The sequence below is a fragment of the Aggregatibacter sp. oral taxon 458 str. W10330 genome, from assembly GCF_000466335.1.
GTDB lineage: Bacteria > Pseudomonadota > Gammaproteobacteria > Enterobacterales > Pasteurellaceae > Aggregatibacter.
In genome coordinates this window covers 75,014-100,050 of record NZ_KE952594.1, presented here as the reverse complement: position 1 = coordinate 100,050, position 25,037 = coordinate 75,014, and the positions used below count along the sequence as shown (strand labels likewise).

Annotated in this window: 26 protein-coding genes; 13 read left to right on the top strand and 13 right to left on the bottom strand. The window is 43.1% G+C overall.

The genetic code is table 11. The features are described 5' to 3' along the window. Positions 1-434: 434 nt before the first annotated feature. The 5 genes from HMPREF9065_RS08060 (at position 435) to HMPREF9065_RS08075 (ending at position 2,579) form a co-directional block, all read left to right on the top strand. Positions 435-845 (top strand): hypothetical protein, encoded by a 411-nt coding sequence (locus tag HMPREF9065_RS08060; RefSeq protein ID WP_232209090.1) that lies wholly within the window; start codon positions 435-437, stop codon positions 843-845. Between the two features lie 29 nt (positions 846-874). After that, complete coding sequence (locus tag HMPREF9065_RS08065) at positions 875-1,141, top strand: hypothetical protein (RefSeq protein ID WP_021615389.1); 267 nt, start codon at positions 875-877, stop codon at positions 1,139-1,141. Beyond that, positions 1,135-1,617 (top strand): hypothetical protein, encoded by a 483-nt coding sequence (locus HMPREF9065_RS08070; protein WP_021615388.1) that lies wholly within the window; start codon positions 1,135-1,137, stop codon positions 1,615-1,617. Before HMPREF9065_RS08065 ends, HMPREF9065_RS08070 begins: the two co-directional genes overlap by 7 nt. Before the next feature lie 33 nt (positions 1,618-1,650). Further along, the gene (locus HMPREF9065_RS10080) at positions 1,651-1,800 is read left to right on the top strand and encodes a hypothetical protein (RefSeq protein WP_156901087.1); all 150 of its coding nucleotides are present in this window, start codon (positions 1,651-1,653) and stop codon (positions 1,798-1,800) included. A 200-nt stretch (positions 1,801-2,000) separates the two neighbouring features. Continuing rightward, positions 2,001-2,579, top strand: a complete 579-nt coding sequence (locus HMPREF9065_RS08075; protein WP_021615387.1) for an NAD(P)H-dependent oxidoreductase — start codon at positions 2,001-2,003, stop codon at positions 2,577-2,579. A 121-nt stretch (positions 2,580-2,700) separates the two neighbouring features. Here the strand turns inward: HMPREF9065_RS08075 and guaA are convergent, their stop codons facing one another. After that, a complete protein-coding gene (gene guaA / locus HMPREF9065_RS08080; RefSeq protein WP_021615386.1) occupies positions 2,701-4,260 on the bottom strand; it encodes a glutamine-hydrolyzing GMP synthase in 1,560 nt (519 codons plus the stop codon). 233 nt (positions 4,261-4,493) lie between these two features. Further along, positions 4,494-5,936, bottom strand: coding sequence for a serine-type D-Ala-D-Ala carboxypeptidase (dacB, locus tag HMPREF9065_RS08085; protein ID WP_021615385.1), 1,443 nt, complete (start codon positions 5,934-5,936; stop codon positions 4,494-4,496). A 152-nt stretch (positions 5,937-6,088) separates the two neighbouring features. Here dacB and greA point away from each other — a divergent pair, with 152 nt between their 5' ends. The 5 genes from greA to HMPREF9065_RS08110 all read left to right on the top strand — a co-directional run bounded on the left by greA (position 6,089) and on the right by HMPREF9065_RS08110 (position 10,299). Then, positions 6,089-6,565, top strand: a complete 477-nt coding sequence (greA, locus tag HMPREF9065_RS08090) for a transcription elongation factor GreA (protein ID WP_021615384.1) — start codon at positions 6,089-6,091, stop codon at positions 6,563-6,565. Between the two features lie 156 nt (positions 6,566-6,721). Beyond that, positions 6,722-7,804: a peptide chain release factor 1 gene (gene prfA, locus HMPREF9065_RS08095; protein WP_021615383.1), complete on the top strand. Its 1,083-nt coding sequence runs from the start codon at positions 6,722-6,724 to the stop codon at positions 7,802-7,804. 44 nt (positions 7,805-7,848) lie between these two features. Further along, positions 7,849-8,748, top strand: a complete 900-nt coding sequence (gene prmC, locus HMPREF9065_RS08100; protein WP_021615382.1) for a peptide chain release factor N(5)-glutamine methyltransferase — start codon at positions 7,849-7,851, stop codon at positions 8,746-8,748. A gap of 9 nt (positions 8,749-8,757) precedes the next feature. Continuing rightward, the gene (gene kdsA / locus HMPREF9065_RS08105; RefSeq protein WP_021615381.1) at positions 8,758-9,612 is read left to right on the top strand and encodes a 3-deoxy-8-phosphooctulonate synthase; all 855 of its coding nucleotides are present in this window, start codon (positions 8,758-8,760) and stop codon (positions 9,610-9,612) included. A gap of 174 nt (positions 9,613-9,786) precedes the next feature. Continuing rightward, positions 9,787-10,299: an NlpC/P60 family protein gene (locus HMPREF9065_RS08110; protein WP_021615380.1), complete on the top strand. Its 513-nt coding sequence runs from the start codon at positions 9,787-9,789 to the stop codon at positions 10,297-10,299. A 378-nt stretch (positions 10,300-10,677) separates the two neighbouring features. Here HMPREF9065_RS08110 and HMPREF9065_RS08115 read toward each other — a convergent pair whose 3' ends face one another. From HMPREF9065_RS08115 to HMPREF9065_RS08150, 8 genes are all read right to left on the bottom strand, one after another. Then, complete coding sequence (locus HMPREF9065_RS08115) at positions 10,678-11,568, bottom strand: TIGR01777 family oxidoreductase (RefSeq protein ID WP_021615378.1); 891 nt, start codon at positions 11,566-11,568, stop codon at positions 10,678-10,680. 6 nt (positions 11,569-11,574) lie between these two features. Continuing rightward, positions 11,575-12,048, bottom strand: a complete 474-nt coding sequence (gene argR, locus HMPREF9065_RS08120; protein ID WP_021615377.1) for a transcriptional regulator ArgR — start codon at positions 12,046-12,048, stop codon at positions 11,575-11,577. 85 nt (positions 12,049-12,133) lie between these two features. Next, positions 12,134-13,963: an excinuclease ABC subunit UvrC gene (uvrC, locus tag HMPREF9065_RS08125; protein WP_033002390.1), complete on the bottom strand. Its 1,830-nt coding sequence runs from the start codon at positions 13,961-13,963 to the stop codon at positions 12,134-12,136. Between the two features lie 104 nt (positions 13,964-14,067). After that, entirely contained in the window at positions 14,068-14,841 is a 774-nt protein-coding gene (gene kdsB, locus HMPREF9065_RS08130; RefSeq protein WP_021615375.1) for a 3-deoxy-manno-octulosonate cytidylyltransferase, read from the bottom strand. Between the two features lies 1 nt (position 14,842). After that, positions 14,843-15,022, bottom strand: a complete 180-nt coding sequence (locus tag HMPREF9065_RS08135; protein WP_021615374.1) for a Trm112 family protein — start codon at positions 15,020-15,022, stop codon at positions 14,843-14,845. Between the two features lie 6 nt (positions 15,023-15,028). Then, positions 15,029-16,009, bottom strand: a complete 981-nt coding sequence (lpxK, locus tag HMPREF9065_RS08140) for a tetraacyldisaccharide 4'-kinase (protein WP_033002385.1) — start codon at positions 16,007-16,009, stop codon at positions 15,029-15,031. An 18-nt stretch (positions 16,010-16,027) separates the two neighbouring features. Further along, complete coding sequence (gene msbA, locus HMPREF9065_RS08145; protein ID WP_021615372.1) at positions 16,028-17,776, bottom strand: lipid A ABC transporter ATP-binding protein/permease MsbA; 1,749 nt, start codon at positions 17,774-17,776, stop codon at positions 16,028-16,030. Between the two features lie 41 nt (positions 17,777-17,817). Beyond that, on the bottom strand, positions 17,818-20,247 hold the full coding sequence (locus HMPREF9065_RS08150) for a DNA internalization-related competence protein ComEC/Rec2 (RefSeq protein ID WP_021615371.1): 2,430 nt from the start codon (positions 20,245-20,247) through the stop codon (positions 17,818-17,820). Positions 20,248-20,546: 299 nt separating this feature from the next. Between HMPREF9065_RS08150 and dksA the strand changes: the two genes are divergently transcribed. From dksA to folK, 3 genes are all read left to right on the top strand, one after another. Further along, entirely contained in the window at positions 20,547-20,984 is a 438-nt protein-coding gene (gene dksA / locus HMPREF9065_RS08155) for an RNA polymerase-binding protein DksA (protein WP_021615370.1), read from the top strand. A 110-nt stretch (positions 20,985-21,094) separates the two neighbouring features. After that, on the top strand, positions 21,095-22,549 hold the full coding sequence (pcnB, locus tag HMPREF9065_RS08160) for a polynucleotide adenylyltransferase PcnB (RefSeq protein ID WP_021615368.1): 1,455 nt from the start codon (positions 21,095-21,097) through the stop codon (positions 22,547-22,549). Continuing rightward, positions 22,542-23,048 (top strand): 2-amino-4-hydroxy-6-hydroxymethyldihydropteridine diphosphokinase, encoded by a 507-nt coding sequence (gene folK, locus HMPREF9065_RS08165; protein WP_021615367.1) that lies wholly within the window; start codon positions 22,542-22,544, stop codon positions 23,046-23,048. The genes pcnB and folK overlap by 8 nt, the downstream gene beginning before the upstream one ends. A 376-nt stretch (positions 23,049-23,424) precedes the next feature. On the opposite strand, the gene dolP is transcribed toward folK, so the two are convergent. From dolP to HMPREF9065_RS08180, 3 genes are all read right to left on the bottom strand, one after another. Then, on the bottom strand, positions 23,425-24,012 hold the full coding sequence (dolP, locus tag HMPREF9065_RS08170; RefSeq protein WP_033002384.1) for a division/outer membrane stress-associated lipid-binding lipoprotein: 588 nt from the start codon (positions 24,010-24,012) through the stop codon (positions 23,425-23,427). Positions 24,013-24,078: 66 nt separating this feature from the next. Further along, positions 24,079-24,663, bottom strand: a complete 585-nt coding sequence (locus HMPREF9065_RS08175; protein WP_021615364.1) for a D-sedoheptulose-7-phosphate isomerase — start codon at positions 24,661-24,663, stop codon at positions 24,079-24,081. A 5-nt stretch (positions 24,664-24,668) separates the two neighbouring features. After that, the gene (locus tag HMPREF9065_RS08180; protein WP_021615363.1) at positions 24,669-25,028 is read right to left on the bottom strand and encodes a YraN family protein; all 360 of its coding nucleotides are present in this window, start codon (positions 25,026-25,028) and stop codon (positions 24,669-24,671) included. Between the last annotated feature and the right edge of the window lie 9 nt (positions 25,029-25,037).

Sequence of the window (25,037 nt, the reverse complement as noted above, 5' to 3'; positions counted from 1 at the left end):
CGAATGATTAAAACATTAACCTCGATGCGTAATTTATGATTTTGTGCGTAGTGTGCATCTTGATGCACGAAAATATAACTCACTAAATTCATTAAACGCATAAAAAAGCCCACCAAAATCACCGCACTTTTCAAAGAAAATTAGTTTATTAACATCTTTTATTCGTGCAACAAGTTGCACGCTACGTTGTGATTGGGATCACGGTTTTGGTTTCTTTGTGTTGATTGTTTTTTGTGCTTGTTTATAATTTTGGGGTTAACAGTGCTTCTGTGGTAGGAATGCCGTGAAATTTTATACATCAAAGAGAGCCTCCCATTTGCCAAAATGGTACGTAGCAAGGGTAAAATATTTAAATGATAATCAAAATAATCAATAAAATGAGAAAAGTAAAAAAACGATATTATTTTATGTTGTTGTTATTGCCTTTTCTTCATATGGAATTTAAGGGCTTTGTTAATGTGTTAGGATATTGCGAAAAGAAAGACGCGAATATTTCTCAGTTATATACAGAGCAAGAATTAATTGATAGAGCTATTGAGTTTTTATTGATCGGATTTCCTAAAGTTGCATCTACACCAGAAGGAAGAAGGCTACATATAATACCCTATAAGACAGTCGAGGAATTTAAAAAAATAAACCCTAATTGCTGTTCGGTACAAGACTCTGCTTATGATGGGTTTGTACAAGATTTGTCTATCAGAAAACAAGGTAAGTCTTATGGTTATGTTCATATCAGCTACCTTGTGATGTATGAAGAAAAAGATATTATTCCTGCTGAGCGGAATAGATTTATAGAATTTGATACTTGTGGAGACATGAGTTATCCAATTAGAACCGGATGGTAGTTATTTAATTAATCAGGGAGAAAAAAGAAATGACATTGCCAACAATAGAACGTATTACGAATAGATATTTATATAAACAAGATGAAGTAATTGATAACAGGCTAGATGACAAAATAATATCTAGAGATGAATCTTCTATCACAGTAGATAAAAAAGAGTTCATGAAAGGTCCGGGACGATTTATTATGGCAGAGAATTTTAGTCTAGTCTCTAAAATTTTTACCATGGAGGGTGCATCCGGAATAACTGAGCCACGAGAAAAGACATTTTTTGCTAATTTAGGTGATGGATGTTAGAGATTATTCAGATGAAAAAATATTATCGGGTGTTATTTATCATCGTATCCTTTCTTTTTATTTATCATGAGTTTATAGGATTAAAAAAACTGGCAGGATATTGTGAAGAGAAAAATGCATACTTTTCTGAGCTATATACAGATAATGTATTAATAGATAAAGCAATTAATTTTTTAATAAAAGATCTTCCACGCATCGTATTAACTCCTGAAGGAAAGGAAATATATGTGGAACCTTATTTATCTGTTGAAGAATTTAAAAATTCAAATCCTAATTGTTGCAATGTGCAACGTTCAGCTGAGGAAGGGTTTATGCAGAGTATTTTTATTAGAAAAACTGGAGAAGCATACGCTTATGTAAAATTAATATATACTTTGCGCTATAAGGAAAAAGATATAGAGCCTGAACAATGGACAGAATATGTAGAAATTAACACCTGTGGAAATATGCGTTATCCAGATCAAACTAGCTGGTGAGCTAATTTACGAACTGATAATAAGGAATAAAATATGAGTTTACCTACAATTGAAAGTATTACAAATAGATATCTATATAAGCAAGATGAGCTAGTAGATAACAGATTGAATGAAAGAATTATAGATCGTAGCGCACATCTTGATGCACGAAAATATAACTCACCAAATTCATTAAACGCATAAAAAACACCCATCAAAACCACCGTACTTTTTGTGAATAATCCTTTTATTCATGCTTATTATTCATACCACATTGGATGCAGCGATAGTTTGATGCCATGTGTTTATGGCAAGCGTATTCTGTGATTTTGTGCTTTTTAAACACGAAGTAAAAGGGCATAATAGCGTTCCTTTTTAGACATCATCTATATTTAGGAGGAAAAATGAACATTTTGTTATTAGACGGTGGAAAAGATTTTGGTCATTCTCATGGCAAGCTGAATCATACGCTTCAACAAAAGGCGAAAGAGGTATTGACTGCGCTGGGGCATCATGTCAAAGAAACGGTGATTGATGCCGGGTATGATATTGAAACGGAAGTTGAAAAATTTGTCTGGATGGATGCCGTGATTTGGCAGATGCCCGGTTGGTGGATGCATGAGCCATGGACAGTGAAAAAATATATCGATGAAGTATTGACCAGTGGACATGGCAAACTCTATCAAAGTGACGGTCGCCATCGTGTCAACCCAAAGGAAGGCTATGGCACTGGAGGCTTGTTACAGGGCAAAAAACATATGCTTTCGCTCACTTGGAATGCACCACTTGAAGCATTTACTCGCGAAGGCGATTTTTTCGAAGGTAAAGGTGTAGATGCGCTATATATGCATTTCCATAAACTCAATGAATTCCTTGGTATGAATCGCTTACCAACATTTTTATGTACTGATGTAATTAAAAATCCACAGGTAGAAAAATATTTGGCTGACTACCAAGCTCACTTGGAAAACGTGTTCGGTTAATGCGTTCTTGTAGGCAGATCATTGTTGTCTGTCTTGCGTTCGATGAGAGAATCTCTCTCAATAAAAAAGTAACCCTGATTTCTCAGGGTTACAAGCCGTTTAAATTTGAAAATGCAGGTTTTTACTCCCACTCAATCGTTGCTGGTGGCTTGCCGCTAATGTCGTACACGACGCGGGAAATGCCGTTCACTTCGTTGATGATGCGGTTGGAGACTTTGCCTAATAAATCATAAGGCAAATGTGCCCAATGTGCGGTCATAAAATCAATTGTTTCTACGGCGCGCAAGGAAATCACCCAGTCATATTTGCGTCCGTCACCCATCACACCGACAGATTTCACCGGTAAGAACACGCTGAAGGCTTGGCTGGTTTTTTCATACCAACCGCTGTTGCGTAATTCTTCGATAAAGATGGCATCGGCACGGCGTAATAAATCGCAGTATTCTTTTTTCACTTCGCCGAGTACACGCACGCCTAAACCCGGGCCTGGGAATGGGTGGCGGTTGATCATTTCAGCCGGTAAACCTAAAGCTAGACCGATTTTACGCACTTCATCTTTGAACAATTCACGTAATGGTTCGACTAAGCCGAGTTTCATATAATCCGGCAAGCCGCCTACGTTGTGGTGGGATTTAATGACGTGGGCTTTGCCTGTTTTGCTTGCGGCAGATTCGATCACGTCAGGGTAAATGGTGCCTTGTGCTAACCATTTTACTTTTGTTAGTTTTTTCGACTCATCATCGAATACGTCCACGAATACTTTACCGATAATTTTACGTTTCGCTTCCGGATCCGATAAGCCGGCAAGTTCGCCTAAGAAACGACTTTCTGCATCGACACGCGTGATGTTTAAGCCGAATTTATTGCCGAACATTTCCATGACTTGATCGCCTTCGTTTAAACGCAATAAGCCGTTATCGACAAACACGCAATGTAAGTTTTTGCCGATGGCGCGATGTAATAACAACGCAACCACAGAGGAATCCACGCCGCCGGATAAACCTAAAATCACTTCGTCATCGCCTACTTGCTCTTTAATGCGGGCAACGGCGTCTTCAATGATGTTTTCGGCAGTCCATTTGGTTTCGCAACCGCAAATGTTCACCACGAAATTGGTTAATAATTCTAAGCCTTTTTTAGTGTGTGTGACTTCTGGGTGGAATTGCACGCCGTAGAAATGGCGGCTTTCGTCAGACATTGCGGCAATCGGACAAGTTGGTGTTGTACCGGTCACTTGGAAGTTTTGTGGCAAGCGAGTGACTTTATCGCCATGGCTCATCCACACATCCAATTTGTTATCGCCGTCATTAAGATCGGCGAAAAGTGCGGTGGTATTTTCCATTAAAACGGAAGCATAGCCGAACTCGCGGTGATCAGAGGTTTCGGTTAAACCGCCAAGTTGCATTGCCATAGTCTGCATGCCGTAGCAAATGCCTAGCACCGGCACACCCGCGTTAAAAACATATTCTGGGGCACGCGGGCTGTTTTCTTCCGTGGTGCTTTCCGGGCCACCGGAAAGGATAATTCCCGTTGGGTTGAAATCAAGGATTTGTTGTTCAGTCACATCCCACGCCCAAAGCTCACAATACACGCCAATTTCACGCACACGACGGGCGATAAGTTGGGTGTATTGGGAACCAAAGTCGAGGATGAGGATTTTGTGATTATGGATATTGGTCATAGTTTTCTCTAACAATTTATTTATGAATTTTGCTTAAAAATGTCTATATGCCGGGATGGATTGAATTTTGGTCGCACCCTTATGACAAGAAATTGTATCACGCGCCAAAACTGGTGGCGCATTCTACCATTTCCCCCCTCTAACGTAAACGATTGCGATGATCTCACCGCACCAAATACGGTGATAAGTGCGGTGTTTTTTTACGGTGTTTTTCTTGATTCGATTTGGCAACATCAATCTTGATATAAGGCGTTATACAGGCTGCTTTCAAATTGTACCAAAGGAGCGCGTTTGGTTTTGCTTTCAAGATCACCGGTGGAGTAGCCATTGATAAATTGAACGAAGGCGATTTTTTCACCGCGTGCGTTGGTGAGATAACCTGCCAGATTATAAACGCCTTTCAGGGCGCCGGTTTTGGCGATGACGTTTTTGACTAATGGCGGATTGATTAAAGAGCCGCGTCCGCTTAATGTTCCGTCCACACCGGCAACAGGGAAGCTGTCTAATAGATGCAACGTTTCTTCATTTTTCGCGATGTGATCTAACACCTGTAACATGGTTTGTGGTGCGATGAGGTTGTGACGGGATAAGCCGGAACCATCGGCGATAATGCTATTGCCGAATTTAATGCCTACTTGAGATAACACGCTTTTCATGGCTAATGTGCCTAGCTGGAAAGACGCCGGGCGTTTGTATTGCTGATAGGCAATCGTGCGGAATAAGGCATCGGCGATTTGGTTGTCGGATTTTTTCATCATTTTTTTGATGAGATCGGGCAACGGCTTGGAGAAATGTTGTGCTAATACTTGCCCTTGTTGTTGGCGATAGGGTTGTTGGACTTGTCCGTTAAATTCAATGTTGAGGCGTTTGAGCTGACGTTGAATGACTGCTGCCGCAAAGGCATTCGGATCTTGCACGGCAAAACTTAACCCGAAGGGTTTCGCTTGGCGTGCTAAACAGCCTTTTACTTGATAGCGATTGTTGTCATGCACCAAGGCATCTAACTGGCAATAAGGCGCTTCGTCTTTGTCTGCCACATAAACTTGCCCGAACACTTGGATGGGATATTGTGACGGCACGTTAAATTTCACTGATTCGCCTGGCGATTGGTTGGCGTCAATATCTACATAAAAGCAGTTATTATCAATGTTTACCGCCGCCGGTGGGGCATTAAAACACATGGTTAAATCGTTCCAAATCCAGCCTGAACCGCGATCATGGCTGGTGAATACGGAGGTATCCAAAATGAGATTGCCGGTGATTTTACTGATATTTTGCTTTTTCAGTTCTGATAATAAATTAAAAAGTTGTCCACTGGTTAAATCCGGATCACCGGTGAAACGCACGATTAAATCGCCATTTAATTGTTCGTTTTGAATATCTCCGTTGGTTAAAAGTGCGGTCTGAAATTGAAACGAATCACCAAGGGCGAGTTTGGCGGCTAACGCGGTGAAGACTTTTTGGGTACTGGCCGGCAACATGAAGGTTTGTCCGTGATAATCAGCGACAATTTTATCTTGGTGCAGGTTTTTAGCGATAAATGCCAGATTGGCGCCTTCGGGCAAGTTGCTGAGATAAGGGTTTAAATCAACATTGGCGAAGCTGTGTACGGAGGCGGTTAAGGTAAGAAATAAAAGGGTTTTTGAGAAGATCCGACGTGGTGAAAACTTATACATAATTCAGAGTTGTGGTTGCTATTTTTTGTAAGACGAACAATAATAGTACGCGAACAGACGAGAGTAAAGTTTTCTCGCAACATGATTAATTGATACTGGGGGATCGTTGCGATCCCGCAGTTTTTCTTTATCTAAATTAAGGAAAATCTTATATGCAACAAATTCCCATTACGGTTCGAGGTGCAGAACTTTTACGCAAAGAGCTGGAGTATTTAAAGAACGAACGCCGCCCGGAAATTATTAAAGCCATTGCAGAAGCCCGTGAACACGGCGACTTAAAAGAAAATGCAGAATACCATGCCGCCCGTGAGCAACAAGGCTTCTGCGAAGGTCGCATTCAGGAAATTGAAGGCAAGCTTGCGAATTGCCAAATTATTGATGTCACAAAAATGCCGAATAATGGCAAAGTGATTTTTGGTGCGACGGTAGTTTTAGTCAATACCAATACAGATGAGGAAGTCACTTACCGCATTGTGGGGGATGATGAAGCGGATATTAAAAACGGCTTGATTTCGGTGAATTCACCGATTGCGCGGGGATTGGTCGGCAAAGAAGTGGATGATGTGGTGAATATCACAACACCGGGTGGTGTGGTTGAATTTGAAATTATTGACGTAGAGTATGTGTAAATTCGCCTAAACAGAGGCTTAAAATCCCTTTTGGAAGGCGCTCATGTTCATTAACAGCGCCTTTCTTTATTTGTAAAGTTCAACAACCAGCCGATTCTGTGCTAGAATGCCCCGATTTTTTTATTTCCCTGTCCATTTTCCTTCGAAGGTTAAAGAATGAAACCCTCTATTATCAGTAAATTAGATAGCTTAAAAGAACGTTATGAAGAGCTTGAAGCGTTGCTAGGCGATGCTTCTGTCATTAGTGAGCAAGATAAATTCAGAGCCTATTCCAAAGAATATTCGCAACTTGAAGACGTGGTGAAAAGTTTTAGCCGTTGGAATCAACTCAATGCCAATTTAGAAGAAGCGCAGCTCCTGCTTGACGATCCGGAAATGAAAGAAATGGCACAAATGGAGATTGAAGAATCCAAAGCCGAACTGGAACAAGTTGAGCAGCATTTACAAATTCTCTTATTACCGAAAGATCCGAACGACGAATATAACTGCTACCTTGAAATCCGCGCCGGTACCGGTGGGGATGAAGCCGGGATTTTCGCCGGCGATCTTTTCCGTATGTACAGCCGTTATGCGGAAACCAAACGCTGGCGCATTGAAGTGCTGAGTGAAAACGAAAGCGAGCAGGGCGGATTTAAAGAAATTATTGCCCTTGTGAGCGGCGATGGCGCCTATGGCCAATTAAAATTTGAATCAGGCGGCCACCGTGTACAACGTGTACCAAAAACTGAGTCACAAGGGCGTATTCATACCTCTGCGTGTACTGTTGCGGTGATGCCGGAGTTGCCGGAATCTGAAATGCCGGAAATTAACCCGTCAGATTTGCGTATTGACACCTATCGTGCCTCCGGTGCAGGTGGTCAGCATATCAATAAAACCGATTCTGCCGTGCGTATTACGCATATTCCAACCGGCATGGTGGTGGAATGTCAGGATGAGCGTTCACAACATAAAAATAAAGCCAAAGCCTTGTCCGTGCTGGCTTCCCGTTTAGTACAACAAGAACAGGAAAAATTGGCACAAGAGCAAGCGGATACCCGTCGTAACCTTTTGGGTTCCGGTGACCGTTCTGACAAAATTCGTACCTACAATTACCCACAAGGGCGTGTGACAGATCACCGCATTAACCTGACAATTTATCGTTTAGATGAAGTGATGAACGGTAAAATTGATGACTTGATTCAGCCGATTATCACCGAATATCAGGCGGATCAGTTGGCGGCATTGTCCGAACAGAATTAACGAGAGAACGAGCTTAACGGCTCGTTCATTTTTATTGAACAAACATGAACTACCAACAATGGCTGCAACACGCCGCGCAAGCGTTAAATCAAGGAAATCCCGCTGAAAATGGTAAAACCGATGCACAAGTGTTATTGCAATTTGTGACACAAAAATCGCGTGCATTTATTTTGGCTTTTGGTGAGACGCAGCTGGATGAAAAAACACAAGAAAAACTGACCGCACTTTTATCCCGCCGTTTGCAAGGTGAGCCTATCGCTTATCTTCTCGGTGAAAAAGAATTTTGGTCGTTGCCGTTAAATGTCTCAGCAGGTACGCTGATTCCGCGTCCGGATACCGAAATTCTGGTGGAAAAAGCGCTAGCGATTGCCATTGAAAAGCTACAAAAGTGCGGTCAAGATTCCCAATGTTTTCGTATTTTAGATCTAGGTACCGGCACGGGGGCGATTGCCTTGGCGTTAGCCTCTGAACTGAAACCCATTGCGCAAAAAAAACACATTCAACCGGAAATTATCGGAGTGGATGTCATGCCGAATGTGGTGGCTTTGGCGACATCTAATGCGGAAAAAAATCAGTTAGACGTCAGTTTTTTACAAAGCCATTGGTTTGACAAGGTGACTGGCACATTTGATTTGATTGTGAGTAATCCGCCTTATATTGATGCAAAGGATGAACATTTAACCCAAGGAGATGTACGCTTTGAGCCCTTGTCGGCGTTAGTGGCGGAAGAAGAAGGCTATGCGGACTTACGTCATATTATCGCCAATGCGCCGAAATTTATGCGGACAGGCGGTTATCTGTTGGTGGAACATGGTTGGCAACAAGGGGAAAAAGTGCGGTCGATTTTCCAAGAGAATTTTTGGACATCGATTGAAACTTTACGGGATTACGGAAATAATGAGCGCGTAACATTAGGTTGTTGGGCGCAAACTGAAAATAAATAAGGAAAACGTATGCAAAATAAACTCATTCAATTAGGCGATATTCAAATTGCCAACGATAAACCCTTTGTCTTATTTGGCGGCATGAATGTGCTCGAAAGCCGCGATATGGCAATGCAAGTGTGTGAAAAATATGTGGAAGTGACGCAAAAATTGGGTGTGCCTTATGTATTCAAAGCCTCTTTTGATAAGGCAAACCGTTCTTCCATTCATTCTTATCGCGGCCCGGGCATGGAGCAGGGATTGAAGATTTTTGCTGAGTTAAAGCAAACATTCGGCGTAAAAATCATTACGGATGTACATGAAATTTATCAATGCCAACCGGTTGCCGAGGTGGCGGATATTATTCAGTTACCGGCATTTCTTGCTCGCCAAACAGATTTAGTCGAAGCGATGGCGCGTACCGGTGCGATCATTAATGTAAAAAAACCGCAATTTTTAAGTCCGGGACAAATGGGTAATATTGTGGAAAAAATCGCTGAATGCGGCAACGATAAAGTGATTTTGTGTGATCGTGGCACGAATTTCGGCTATGACAATTTAATTGTTGATATGTTGGGTTTCAGCGTGATGAAAAATGTCTCTAAAGGTTGTCCGGTGATTTTTGATGTGACCCATTCATTGCAATGTCGTGACCCGTTTGGCGCTGCCTCCGGTGGGCGTCGCGCGCAAGTTACCGAACTTGCCCGCGCCGGTTTAGCGGTTGGCTTGGCAGGCCTATTCCTAGAGGCGCACCCAGAACCGAGCAAAGCCAAATGTGATGGCCCGTCAGCCTTACCGTTAGATAAATTGGAAGCCTTTGTTTCACAAATGAAAGCCGTAGATGATTTGGTGAAATCCTTCCCTGAATTAGACACCTCTAACTAGTCTCTCTAATATTCAATATATCGTGCATAAAATTCCTTTTATGCACGATATAGGCGATAGAACATGAATTTTATGAAATTAAATTGAGCTTTTTCTGGATTTTTTCTTTATTTTACGCTAGGATCGCTGAGAATTTTTATGTATAAATAACTTTTAAAATAACGACGATTACCTATGTTTAAGAAATTTTTTATTCTTCTTCCGCTATTTGTATTAACGGCTTGTTCTACGACATCTGAAAATTCAACAGCCTCGACACAAGATGAAGCTCAATTAAATCAACTCATTAGCACCACGCTAAAAACCAACAAACCACGTCAATATTCTGAGATTACCGATAAACGACTTGCGAAAATCTACCAAGAATGGGCAGGTACGCGTTATCGTTTAGGCGGGTTGACTAAAGGCGGGATCGACTGCTCCGGTTTTATGCAAACAACCTTTCTCAAAGCCTACGGTTTAGCATTACCACGTTCCACTGCGGAACAACGCCATGTTGGCAAGCAAATTCAGAAGCATGAATTAAAAGTGGGCGATTTAGTCTTCTTCCGTAAAAATAATCATGTAGGTGTATATATTGGTAACAATCGATTTATGCATTCTAGCACAAGCCGTGGTGTGATCATTGAGTCCTTAGATGATAGCTACTGGGCGAAAACATACACGCAGTCGCGTCGCGTTCTTTAATTTAGAGACAACATCAACAGCCGCTTTGATAATAAGCGGCTGTTTTTATATATAGCAACAAAGTGCGGTAGGAAATATATTCATTTTTCACCGCACTTTTGCTAATAGGAACTGCGTCTTTGGACGGAATGGGATAATTTCCACTGTGCGACCATAAATATCCACCATGATGTTTAAAGCAACGCTTAAATCAGGTCAGTGTGTAGCGTGCATCTTGATGCACGACTAAACCACACAGAGAACGTTATTTAACCCTTTCGGGCATTCACGATTTCGTGCAACAAGTTGCACGCTACAATAGGATCCGCGTATTCTGACGGAATGAGATAATTTCCACTGTGCGACCATAAATATCCACCATGACGTTTGAAGCAACGCTTAAATCAGGTCAGGCAAATAAGATGACAATGTCGGATAGCGGAATTGAAAGCCTTGCGCAAGTAAATGTTGAGGCTGAATATGCTGGCTGTCCAGTAATAGCGAGGCGCGTTCCCCAAGAAGACATTTCAACATCAATGCCGGTGCGGCAAAGGGCTGTTGAGGACGTTTGATGGCACGTCCTAGCATAGCGTGAAAGTCTTTTTGACGAATGGCGTGTGGCGCAACGAGATTAAATACGCCTTGGCAAGTATCCTGTTCGAGTAAAAATAACATCGCGTTTACCATATCCTCAAGGGCGATCCATGCCCAATATTGCTGTCCGGAACCTAGTTTCGCACCGAGACAACAAGAATATAGCGGCCACATTTTAGTCAGTGCCCCACCTTGTTTGCCGAGAACCATGCCGGTTCGCATAATACAAACGCGCGTGCGAGCCTGTAATGCCGCTGCCTCCCAAGCTTGGCATAATTCACCGATAAAGTTTGTTGCCGGTGCGCTTCCCTCATGTAAAACCTGCTCTTGACCATCGCCATAATAACCGGTCGCAGAACCTGAAATAAAACAAGGTGGTGTTGTGCCACGATTAATTAGGTCTGCCAGTTGTTGCGTTAAAGTAATTCGGCTGTCTTTTAGGCGGCATTTTTGTTCATCTGTCCAACGACGGTGAAAAATTGGTTCGCCGGCCAGATTAATGACGGCATCAAATTGATCTAAATGTTGAAAATAATCTAGCGTATTAATGTATTCGATATTGGGAGAAGCGGGGAGTTTGGCTTGCGCGGCTGAAATATCGCGCACGAATGCGGTGAGGTGATGATTTCGCGCCAAAAGTTGCGGCACGAGGGCTGTGCCAATAAAGCCGGTTGCACCGGTAATAAGAATTCTCATAAGCGTCTAAATGGATTCATTTGAATGATCAAATAATGCCTGTATTTTGGCAAATAATCGCTGAATATCGGTATCGCGGGTTGGGGTGACAAAAATGGTATCGTCCCCGGCAATATTGCCTAAAATACCTTCGGCTTTGCTGATCGAATCCAGTAAACGAGCAATGAGTTGTGCCGCGCCGGGGCTGGTATGAATCACAATCAGCATATTGTTATGATCAATATCTAACACCAGCTCTTTCAGTGAACTGGCGGCTTGTGGCACGGTGAGATCCGTAGGAAGGCAATACACCATTTCCATGCGAGTATTACGTGTGCGTACCGCCCCGACTTTGGTGAGCATTCGGGAGACTTTCGATTGATTGATCGAATGAAATCCGAGTTTTTGCAATTCAGTCACAATTTCGCTCTGCGAGCCGAATTTTTCTTGACGCAATAAGTCTTTAAACGCCTGTAGAAGCGAGTTAGGTTTGTTAAGCATACGAATTCCAGCAAGATAAATATAAACGGATTTTGCATAAAAATTGTCTTTTTAGCAAATTATTCTTTATTTTGCATGGCAAGTCTTAATGCTGTAACGTCTCAAAAATCTTTTCTGCCAATGCTTTTGAAATGCCGGGGACGGAGGCAATTTCATCGAGAGTGGCATTTTTAACGCCTTGTAAGCCGCCGAGGTATTTGAGGAGCGCTTGGCGGCGTTTGGCGCCTACGCCTTCAATGCTTTCTAAGCCGCTTTGGGTGAAATGTTGTTGGCGTTTCTTACGGTGTCCGCTGATGGCGTGGTTGTGGCTTTCATCGCGGATATGTTGGATTAAATGGAGTGCAAGGCTGTCTGAGGGCAAATGCAATTCTTTATCCCATTTGCTTAAAATCAGGGTTTCCAAGCCGGCACGACGATCGACGCCTTTGGCCACACCAATTAAGTGCGGTCGGTTTTTATTCCATTTTACTTTGAGATTTTCAAACACCTGTAATGCACGGTTGAGTTGTCCTTTGCCGCCGTCGATAAAAATAATGTCGGGGATTTTGTCTTCTTCCAAATCTTTGTCATAGCGTTTTAACAGTGCTTGCTCCATAGCCGCGTAGTCATCGCCTTTGGTGATGCCGCTGATGTTGAAACGACGATAATCGGATTTTAGCGGCCCGTCCTGATTGAACACCACGCAGGAAGCGATGGTTTGTTCGCCCATGGTGTGGCTGATATCAAAACATTCCATGCGTTTGATGGCATCGATACCGAGTAATTCCTGCAAGGCGGCATAGCGATCATGTTGCAAGGTAGATTGTTTTAACTTGGTCACTAACGCGGCTTTGGCATTCATTTGTGCGAGTTGCAGGTATTTGCTTTTATCGCCTTTAGCGTGATCTTGAATGATAACTTTTCGTCCTGCTTGGTCGCTTAACAAAACTTCTAAATCCGCTTTTTCTTCCAGTTTTTGATCCACGATAATGGTGTTCGGAATGGTTCTGCCTTGGTGTGCCTGTAAATAAAATTGCCCAACAAAGGTTTCAGTGAGTTCTGCCAGATTGGTATTGCTTGGTACTTTCGGGAAGTAGCTACGATTACCCAAAATCTTACCCTGACGGATAAACAACACCTGCACGCAAGCCACACCAAGTTGGTAGGCGATGGCGATAATATCAATGTCATCATGGCGATCGTTGGCGACAAATTGTTTTTCAATTACTGCGCGTACCGCCTGAATTTGATCGCGAACCCGTGCCGCCTCTTCAAAATTCAGTTGCTGACTTGCCTGTTCCATTTGTTTGACCAAATGATCCAAGACTTGTTGATCTTTGCCCTGTAAGAACAAGCGGGCAAAATTCACTTGCTGCGCATAGGCCTCGTCAGTCACATAACCTTTTACGCAGGGGGCAAGACAACGCCCAATTTGATATTGCAAACAAGGACGCGAGCGATTGTTATACACCGAATTTTCGCATTGCCGAATAGGGAACAATTTTTGCAACAAAGACAAGGTTTCACGCACCGCGCCGGCATTGGGATAAGGGCCGAAATATTCCCCTTGGATTTTTTTCGAGCCTCGATAAGAGGTAATACGAGGATGCGTTTCTTTGGTTAATAAAATATATGGATAGGATTTATCATCGCGTAACAACACGTTATAACGCGGCTGATAGGTTTTGATGTAATTGTGCTCAAGCAGGAGTGCTTCTGTTTCCGAGGTGGTAATCGTGGTTTCAATATGATGAATTGATGCCACCAACGCTTCTGTTTTCTTGCTGTTTAACTGCTTGCGAAAATAACTGGATAAGCGTTTTTTCAGATCTTTCGCCTTGCCCACATAAATCACCGTGTTGCTATCGTCATACATACGATAAACGCCCGGTAAGTGCGGTACGTTAGCGAGGAATTTTTTGGCGTCAAAAGTCATCATGAATGATTAAGTCGGATTTTATATTGAAATGATTTGAAACATTATAGTCTTTGCTTTTTTAAAGCAAATTCCCCTCTTTTCTAAAGAGGGGAGTATTTTCTTTAATGTGATTTCTTTGTCAAAATCGACCGCACTTTTTCCAAATCTTCGGCGGTATCGACACCCACTGCCGGCACTTCTTTGGCGAGTTCTACATGAATTTTTTCGCCGTTCCAAAGCACGCGTAGCTGTTCCAGTTTTTCGATGTGTTCTAATGCGGTCGGTTGCCATTGCACATAGTGTTTAATGAAACCGGCGCGGTAAGCATAAATCCCAATGTGGCGCAGGTATTGAGTATTCAGTTGCAATTTTGCTACGTCGTTCATTTGCGCAAATTGATCGCGATCCCAAGGAATCACGGCGCGGGAGAAATAAAGCACATAGCCGTCTTTGTCGGTCAGCACTTTCACCACATTGGGATTAAATAATTCCTCAGGCTCGTCGATATTGACCGCAAGGCTTGCCATGTTGACAGGGTATTTCGCGAGATTTTCTGCTACTTGTTTGACGATCACCGGCGGAATAAGCGGTTCATCGCCTTGAATGTTCACAATGATTTCGTTGTCGGGAATCGCCAGTTTTTCCACCACTTCAGCCAAGCGTTCTGTGCCCGAGTTGTGGCTTTCTGCCGTCATGCACACATCTGCACCAAAATTTTTGGCAGAGGTAGCCACTTGTTGATTATCCGTGGCAATAATAATTCGGCTCGCACCGGATTGTTTGGCTTGTTCAAAAACATGTTGAATCATCGGTTTGCCAGCAATGTCTGCTAAGGGTTTGCCCGGTAAACGGCTGGAGGCGTAACGGGCGGGAATGATTACGGTGAATTGGGTCATGTTACTTTTCCTCTGATTGGCTTAATGTTTCTGCCTGTTCTGCTAATAATATCGGAATACCGTTTTTGATCGGGTAGGCAAGATTTTCAACGCGACAAATTAAACGTTGATGTTGCTCATCGTATTCCAAATGTCCATGGCAAGTTGGGCAAGCCAGAATATCCAATAATTGCTTATTCATGGTGTTTTATTTTGATTTTGGACCGCACTTTTGCACGATTTTTTGAATTAGTTGCTGCGTTTTAGCCCCTTGGATTTCCGTGGTTACCGGCACATACCACCAATTTTCTTGCGCAAAGGCGAGGCACTTCACCGCATCTTTTTCGGTCATGAAGAGCGGTTGATTTTTATCGAATTTATCAAACAAAGAGGCGGTAAAAGCCTGATGATCTTGGAAGGCTTGGGTTTCGCTTAATGTGATTCCCTGTTGTTCTAACATCGCAAAAAAACGTGGTGGATTACCGATGCCGGCAATAGCCGTGGCGTGGTTAAATTCATTTAATGGACGTTGTGCTTTGGTCACTAAATTGACGGCGTATTGTGGTTTTAACAGCATCACCGCATCGCTGTATTGATTTTCTGCACCGTTGGTAATAATGAAATCGACGGATTGTAAACGGCTTGGCAATTCGCGTAGCGGGCCTGCCGGTAACAAGAAACCGTTGCCTAGACCACGTTGAGCATCCATGATCACGATTTCAACATCACGCTGTAATTTGTAATGTTGCAAGCCGTCATCGCTGATGATGACATCACAAGGCGTATGTTGTAATAGACATTCAATGGCTTGTTGGCGATTGGGTGAAATGCAAACCGGGGCTTGGGTCCGTGTGGCAATTAAAACCGGCTCATCACCGGCTTGCACCGGATCACTGGCCGGTGTGACCAACAAAGGATAGGTTTTCGTTTGGCTACCATAACCTCTGGAAATCACCCCAACATTCAGACCGCACTTGCGGAGCTCTTCGACTAACCAAATCACCGCGGGTGTTTTACCATTTCCGCCCACCGACAAATTACCAACGACCACGACGGGAACCGGTGCACGATAAGATGTTAAGACATGAAAACGAAATAAAGCACGACGAAAAGCGCTAATTAGCCAAAATAGCAAGGAGAAAGGGCAGAGTAGCCATGTGATCCACGAACGGGAATACCAAAACTGCATACTTTCTCCTTAGGTTAATTATTTAAACTGCATGCCGTGTAATTGTTTATACGCACCGCCTTGTGCCAATAGGGCTTGGTGGTTGCCGCGTTCTTTAATTTGTCCGTTTTCAATGACAAGAATTTCGTCCGCTTTTTCAATGGTGGATAAACGATGCGCGATCACCAAAACGGTACGATCTTTTTGAATTTCTTCCAATGCGGCTTGAATTGCACGCTCGGATTCCGTATCTAAAGCGGAGGTCGCTTCATCTAAAATTAACACCGGTGAATTACGCAATAAGGCACGAGCAATAGCTAAACGTTGGCGTTGACCGCCGGATAAGCTGGCGCCATTTTCGCCAATAACGGTATCCAAACCATGTTCTAAATGTTCGATAAACTCCATTGCGTGTGCCGCTTTTGCTGCGTTGATAATTTCTTCACGGCTGTATTTATCTTCCGCTGCATAAGCGATATTATTGGCGATGGTATCGTTGAATAAGTGCACTTGTTGTGAGACAACGGCGCAATTTTCGCGTAAATCCGATAGGCGATAATCTTGAATATTCACGCCGTCTAATAGAATTTCACCTTGAGTCACATCATAGAAGCGGGTCACTAAATTCGCGATGGTAGATTTACCGGAACCGGAACGCCCCACTAATGCCACCGTTTTGCCATGAGGAATCCGGAAGGAAATATTATCCAAGGCAAGTTCGTCTTTGTCCTCATAGCGGAAGGTGACATTTTTAAATTCAAGGTCACCTTTCACATGGTCTGCTTTATACGTGCCGGTATCTTTTTCCGTTTCCATATCCAAAATACTGAACAAGGTTTGACAGGCTGCCATACCACGTTGGAATTGGGCGTTGACGTTCGTTAAGGATTTTAACGGACGCATTAAGGCAAGCATGGAAGAGAAAACAACGGTAAATGTCCCCGCACTTAAGTTTTGATCCATGATGGAAGGGAAACTCGCAAGGTATAACACGGCGGCAAGGGCAAACGAGGCGATGATTTGAACCACCGGATCGGCAATGGCATCGGCCGCCGCCATTTTCATGCCTTTACGGCGCATATCGTTGCTCACTTGATTGAAGCGTTCTTCCTCGATAACTTGCCCGCCGAAAGACAGCACCACTTTATGCCCTTTTAACATTTGCTCTGTGGTAGAGGTTAAATCGCCCATGGAGTTTTGCATATTCCGGCTGAGATTACGGAATTTCTTTGAGACTAAACTGATCAACACGCCGATAATCGGACCGATAATCAGCAACACCACCGACAGTTGCCAGCTGGTATAAAGCATGATGCCCAACAGGGAAATCAAATAGACACCTTCGCGCACAATAGTGACCAAGGAACCTGAAGAGGCATTGGCGATCACTTCTGAATCGTAAGTGATGCGGGAGAGTAGTTTGCCGGTCGCATTTTTATCAAAAAAACTCACCGGCATAAACATTAAGTGTTTGAATAAACGGCGACGCATGGTCATCACCACTTTGCCGGATACCCACGCCAAACAATAGTTAGAAACAAATCCGGAAATACCACGAAAAATGATCAGTAATACCACAAAAACCGACATTTGCTTTAAGAAATGGGCGTCTGCCTTGCCAAAGCCTTCATCTAACAAGGGTTTAAGTAAGAAAATTAAACCGGAATCGGTTAACGCATTGAGCACCAATGCAATGCCGGCGGCAATAAGACCGGTTTTATAAGGGCTAATGGTCGGCCATAATCGTTTGAAGGTTTGCAGGGTAGAAAGATCGTGATCTTGCGTCATAATATCTGTCGTTGGGTCAAAAATAATGGCGCATTGTACCTTTATTTACCCTTCAAGCCAATTAATCTGCGATACCATGGCGAAAATTCCGCCCGTGCTGTTTGAATTTTGATGTCGTTTTCTTCAAATAATAAACGGATTTGTCCGTCTTCTGCCGTGTTATAGAGTTTGGCATGGTGTTGCGTTAAGCGATCAACGACCGTTTGATGGGGAAAATGCCAAGGATTCCAACGGCTACTGGAAATTAGCGCAATATCCGGCTGTGTGTGGCGCACGAATGCCTCTCCTGTCGAGGTTTTGCTGCCATGGTGTCCCACCTGTAGCACATGGATTTTATCTAGCTTTGGTAGAATCTTGTATTCCACGTTGAGATCGGCATCGCCTGTCAGTAAAATGTGGTGTTTGCCGTCGGTTAAGAACAGCGTGCAGGAATCGGGATTTTCCGCACGGGGCACGATGTTATCGGGGGAGAGTACGGTAAAGTGCAATCCCTGCCATGTCCATTGTTTGCCGGCAAGGCAAAAAGTGCGGTCGTTTTCTGCCGTGTTTTTTTCGCCATAGCGTTTTTGCGACGCGGTGGTCAATTGAATATCGGGATAAGCGGATAATATCGCACGGGCACCACCTGAATGATCGTTGTCATCATGGCTTAAAATCAGCCATTCCAACTGAATGCCTTGTCGCTGTAAATAAGGCAGAATTTCTAACTGCGCCATACTGCCGCTGTCCCAACTTGCGCCGGTGTCGTATAGCACGCCTTTGCCGTCTTTCACGATCAGGGTGGCTAACCCTTGCCCCACATCTAGGGTGTCTAATTGCCAGTTTGGACGGAAAAAGGAATGGTGCGCTAACGCAACGCCGCAAAATACAATCAATCCGCAACCTAATCCATAAATTGCCTTTTGTAACGGTAAACTCAAGGTGCGTTCAGCAGCGAGGTGAAAGCCTTTTAAACGAGCGTATTTGGCCAATTCTAATGGAGAAGAGAGCAGTTTTGGTGGTTTATAAACATAATACAGCAAGCCTAAAAACAGGCTAGTTAAAACAAGCGTAATCCATAAACTTTGCGAAAGAGAAATGGCCAGCCAATGATCCTCCAAAGGGGCTAAAAGTGCGGTGATTTTTTCTGCCAGATCATTGGCAAGCCACCAGGTGTTCCAGCTGCCTTGGGTGAGCACAGCAAACAGCACCAACGGCACTAAAATGAAGCTATAAAGTGGCACGGCAATAAGATTGGCAATAAAACTGTTTAGGGAAATGCCGTTAAAAAATAACAATTGAATCGGCGTGAATAACCAAAGCAAACCAAGTTGCAAATGAAATAAACCGAAAACGTACCGCACTTTTCCCCAAGGCGAATGGGTGAATGATTTGCCGCGCCAGTGTAATAAGGAAAGCGGAAAACATTGATACCAAATAATTAAACAGGTGACTGCACCGACGGATAGCCAAAAACTGGTGGAAAGCAACATGAGCGGATCGATAAAAATCAGTAGTGCGACCACTCGCAATAACAGTTGCCACACCGTCCAATGCAGCCGTAAATGCTGAATGGCGTAGAGTAAAGCGAGAGCGATCATGGCACGCAACGTAGGGATGGCCAGTCCGGCAAGCTGGCTATAAAGCAGGGCTAAAATCATGCCGCAGAAAATCGGAAAGGTTGGGCTGATGTAATGAGTTGGAAACGTAAATTGGAGTAAGCGCGCCAAGGCAAAACCTAACATCATCGCCAGGCCGATATGTAATCCTGAAATCGCGATCAAGTGCGCTGTGTTAGTTTTTTGATAAATTTGCCAGGTGGCGTTTTTAAGCCATGCCCGTTCGCCAAACCCTAGAGCTAATAGCAATCCTTGTTGAGATAACAGTTCTGTTTGCTTGAGCGCATGATGAAGTGCGTTTTGCCTCCATGAAAAAACCTGCTCGATTTTGACCGCACTTTTCACGTCCGCCCACGCAGTAATGCGTTTACTAAAGTACCATTGTTGGCGATCAAAGCCGTGCATATTTAAACGAGAAGAAAGGGGGCGTAGACGTAAATCTCCTGCATAGCGCTCACCAATTTTTACTTTGTGTGGCGCTTTCCATTGCGCATAAATTCGCTGTTCCGGCAAATGCTCAGCGAGTTTGGCGACAATGACCAGTGTTTGAAAATCTTGTTGATGCAATATTTCTTGCACGGTGAATTCGGTGTGAAGGGGGTTAGGCAGATGGGAGATATTATCCGCTTGTTGAAGAAGTGACAGGGCAGGGTAATGCACATAAATCAGTTGTGCTAAACACAATAAACAATAGGCAAGGAAGGTGGATAAACGCGTTAATTTAAGGCGATAACACAGTAACATTATAAGTAATATCGGAAATGCGATATAGGCACCCATTTCCCATGATAAAAGCCAATTATCCGGTAAAACGAGCAGTGTTAATCCGCTGAAAATCAGGCAACCGGCGAATTTATCTAATGAAATAGTCACGTTTTTAACCGCACTTTATTATTTAACTCAAGGCGTAATATGAAAGAAAACCGAGGGGAGAGATAAACCGGCGAATCAATAATGCGTGCAAGATCGCAAATTTAGAAAAATTAAGGTAAAAACGATGAAATGAAACGTAAATTCATTTGATCATTTGAGGAAGTTCTGTTATTTATTACGCCTTTCAAAAACTAAGGTCTGTTTTAATTTTGGTGTTACTTTGATAATCCGCAAAAGCAACACAGATAAGTGGCGTTTTAGACGTGTTAAATGGATGCGTTTTTTATTAGGAGATACAAATGAGTAAAGCGTCTTTGAGCTTATTAGCGTTAGCCGGTGTTGAGCCGTACAAAGAGAAAAAAGGCGAAGAGTATATGAATGAGCAGCAAGTGCTGCATTTCAGAAAAATCCTTCAAGCTTGGCATGATCAAATTAGAGATGAAGCGTCTCGAACTGTGGCGCATATGCAAGATGAGGCGTCTAATTTTCCGGATCCCTCTGATAGAGCAACGCAAGAAGAGGAATTTAGCTTGGAATTGCGTACTCGCGATCGTGAGCGTAAATTAATGAAAAAAATCGAAAGTACCTTAAAAAAATTAGATAACGACGATTTTGGTTATTGCGAATCTTGTGGCGTGGAAATTGGCATTAAACGCTTGGAAGCGCGCCCGACAGCGGATCTTTGTATTGACTGTAAAACCTTAGCGGAAATTCGTGAAAAACAAATGGTCGGCTAATGCCACTAAATAATAAAAGTGCGGTCAAAAATCATCTTATTTTTAGACCGCACTTTTACTTTATTGTCGAATAATGGAGATGTCTTATTTTTACCTATATTAAAAATCTTTTGAGCAAAAAAACGAAAAAACATCCTGTTGCTCAAAATGACGTCAAAACCTCATCTAAAAAAACTTCTGTTGTCGCTGAATCTGTCAAGAATAAAGCACAGGGGGGATCTCATAATAAACGCAATCTACCGCATAAAGCGGTTAAACATAGCATTAAAGCCTCCGTGCACGGCATCACACCGCGTATGTTTAATCGTAATGCATTAACGGTGGTGGAAAAATTACAACGCCAAGGTTATGAAGCCTATGTGGTCGGCGGTTGTTTGCGTGATTTATTACTGGGCAAAAAACCGAAAGATTTTGATGTGGCGACCAATGCGCGTCCGGAACAAATTCAAGCGGTTTTTCAACGTCAATGCCGTTTAGTAGGGCGACGTTTTCGCTTAGCGCACGTGATGTTTGGACGTGAGATTATTGAGGTGGCGACATTTCGCGCCGGTCATGCAGAGCATCATAACGAAAAGCTGGCCAAGCAAAGCGAAGAAGGCATGCTGTTGCGTGATAACGTGTATGGCACCCTGGAACAAGATGCAGAACGTCGCGATTTTAGCGTAAACGCCCTCTATTACAATCCACAAGACAACACGCTAAAAGATTTCTTTAACGGTATTGATGATTTAAAAAATGGAAAGTTGCGTTTAATTGGTGATCCGGTTACCCGCTATCAAGAAGATCCGGTGCGGATGTTGCGTTCTATTCGCTTTATGGCGAAATTGGATATGTTTTTGGATAAACCCAGTGATGCGCCGATTAAATCTCTTGCCCATTTACTCAAAAATATTCCACCGGCACGTTTATTTGAAGAAAGCTTGAAGCTATTGCAAAGTGGGCATGGCGTCAAAACTTATCGGCTATTACGTCAATATGGTTTGTTTGAGCCGCTTTTCCCATTATTAACGCCCTATTTTACCGAGTATGAAGATAGCATGACGGAAAAAATGATTTTGCGTGCGCTAACTTCAACGGATGAGCGCGTGGCGGACAAACTCCCCATCAATCCGGCATTTTTATTTGCCGCCTTTTTTTGGTATCCCTTACGCGAACGGGTTGAGGTGTTAAAAAATGAAGGGGGGCTGAATAATTACGATGCTTATGCGTTAGCCTCAAATGATATACTTGAGCAATTGTGTAAAAGTTTAGCCGTACCGCGTCGCCATACGGCTGTTATTCGTGAAATTTGGTTATTGCAATTACAGTTTTTAAAACGTACGCCAAAATCCGTACAACGTGCCATTGAGCAAGCAAAATTCCGTGCCGGCTTTGATTTATTGGTTATGAGGGCAGAAATTGAGGGTGGTGAAGCGGTGGAATTGGCGGCATGGTGGCATGAATACCAATTTAGCAACGAAACCCAACGACAAGATTTGGTAAAAGAGTTACCGAGTCAGCCTAAAAAACGGAAATATCATCGTCGTAAGCGACATCATTCTGCGAAAAAGGTGAGTCATGAATAAGGTGTATATTGCCTTAGGAAGTAATCTTGCAAATCCTCAGGCGCAACTGACTGCCGCATTGCAGGCGTTAAATGCGCTTTCTGATTCAAGATTAACGGCGGTGAGTTCTTTTTATCAAAGTAAGCCACTTGGGCCACAAGATCAGTCGGATTATGTGAATGCGGTTGCCTGTTTGGAAACCTCACTTGCGCCGCTGGCATTGTTGGATGAATTGCAACGCATTGAACATGAACAAGGGCGTGTTCGTTTGCGCCGTTGGGGAGAGCGTACATTAGATTTGGATATTTTGCTTTACGCTGATCACATTATTCAGTCAGAACGCCTGACCGTGCCGCATTATGATATGCATCAGCGCGAGTTTGTGATCATTCCATTGGTCGAGATCGCCCCGCATCTTGTGTTGCCAAATGGACAATCAATCCAAACGCTTGCGCAGAAATTTGCGGATCATCATATGGTGATTGTGAAACACAAAAATGAAATTCACCTCGAAAATTGACCGCACTTAAATACGTAAATCAAAGGCAAATAAAAAGGTGCGCTATGCACCTTTTTGTCATATAAGAATTGTAGCGTGCAACTTGTTGCACGAAATCGTGAATGCCCGAAAGAGTTAAATAACGTTCCGTGTGTAATTTGGTCGTGCATCAAGATGCACGCTACGAGGGGTAAATAATCCTCCTATATGTTGAATTTTGGTTGTCAGCCTTGTTCATTATATCGCGAGGATTTTTTCTGTTCATCTCTTAAGCTATTTGGCTCCATACGCATAGCGTATTGTTTTTATAGCCAGACTTTGGCTAGCTATAATAAAAGGTGCGTCATGCACCTTTTTGTCATATAAGAACAGTGGCGTATAAGCGTCGCCTTGAATGTTAATTTAAGTAATTAAAAACTTTGACAACTTTGGTCACACCCGAAACATTACGCGCAATTTCTGCGGCCGCATTGCCCTGATCTTGGGTTACATTGCCCATGAGGAAGGCTTCATTATTTTCTGTTACCACTTTGATGTCACTGGTTTTCACTTTGGAATCAACAAGCATTTTGGATTTAATTTGGCTGGTAATCCAAGCGTCTTTGCTCATTTGAGTAAAACTGACTTTTTCTCCTACACGAACTTCATTATAAACATCGTTGACGTTTTGTACGCCTTTGGCCAATCCGGTGGCAACGTCGCGCAAACTTTCATTCGGTATTTGACCGGTTAATAAGATACGACCACTATATGCAGTGACACTAATACGCGCTTCCGATTTAATTTGTGGATCTTTTTTGATGGCGGAATAGACGTGTTGTTCTAACGTCTCATCGTCAATTTGTGTTCCCATGGTGCGAGGATCGGTGGCAACTTTTGTCGCACCGGCAACCGCAGCACCACCAATCGCGGCGGCAACACAACCTTGTAATAAGCAGGCTGTCGTTAACACAAGAACCAGTTTTTTTAATGGACTTGTTAGCATCATTGTCTCCTTTGTCTGTGTGGTAATTATGCGCTAGTGTGGCTTGAATGGACGGTTTTTGTCAAGCTATGAATGAGAAAAGAGTTTAAAATCAATAAGTTCACAAATACTGTTAATAATAAATAAGTGATTTTCCAACAATCGGCTTTCTTTTGCGCTTGGCACCGCGATGTGTAAATCGTTTTCGGTCAAAATGCCTTGAATATGATCGTGGCTGCTACCGGTTAAAACAAGAGTTGTGATGTCTTTATTGACCGCATGCGTAATAATATTGAGCACGTTCTTTTCATTACCTAAAGGCGCGAATGCCACCAGCATATCGCCTTTTTGCGCAGTGGCGTTAAATTGGTGTTGATATAATTTTTCTAAGGCAAGATCAGAAATAAAGGTAGAACTGACCGCACTATCTAAGCTCAATAAAACAGAAGGAAAGCTCGGGCGTTTTAATTCGTAGCGATTTAATAAATTCGCCACTAAGCATTGGGCATTAATATAAGAACGCCCCTCTCCGCACACAATCACTTTATTGCCTTGCAAGAGACAGCTGATCATGCGTTGTGCCGCCTCGACAATTTGTGTACTTAACAGGCTTTTGGCGTAAATATGAGTTTTAATATTTTCCTCATATAAATCATTGAGTTTATTTAGCATAGTGATTAATCAAGAAAGTTGGGGATCCATTGGATATCTTGCTCGGTTTTGCCGAAAGCGACTAAGTCAAAACGGCAGTCTGTATCTTCTAAACTTTGTTTCCGCTGTGCCAGCCAAAGGCTTGCCGCATTCAGCCAACGCTGTTGTTTTTTCCAATCCACACTGTCTATGGCAGAGCCGAAGTGATCGTTTTTACGTTGGCGGACTTCGACAAACACGATAGTGTCTTGATCCAGCATCACCAGATCCAGTTCACCGCATTTGAATGTTTGATTGGCAGCGAGAAAAGTTAAGCCTTGAGATTCTAAAAAGAGGCGAGCTTTGTGTTCAAATCTCGCCCCTTGTTGACGTTTTAGAGAGAACATACGTTCAAC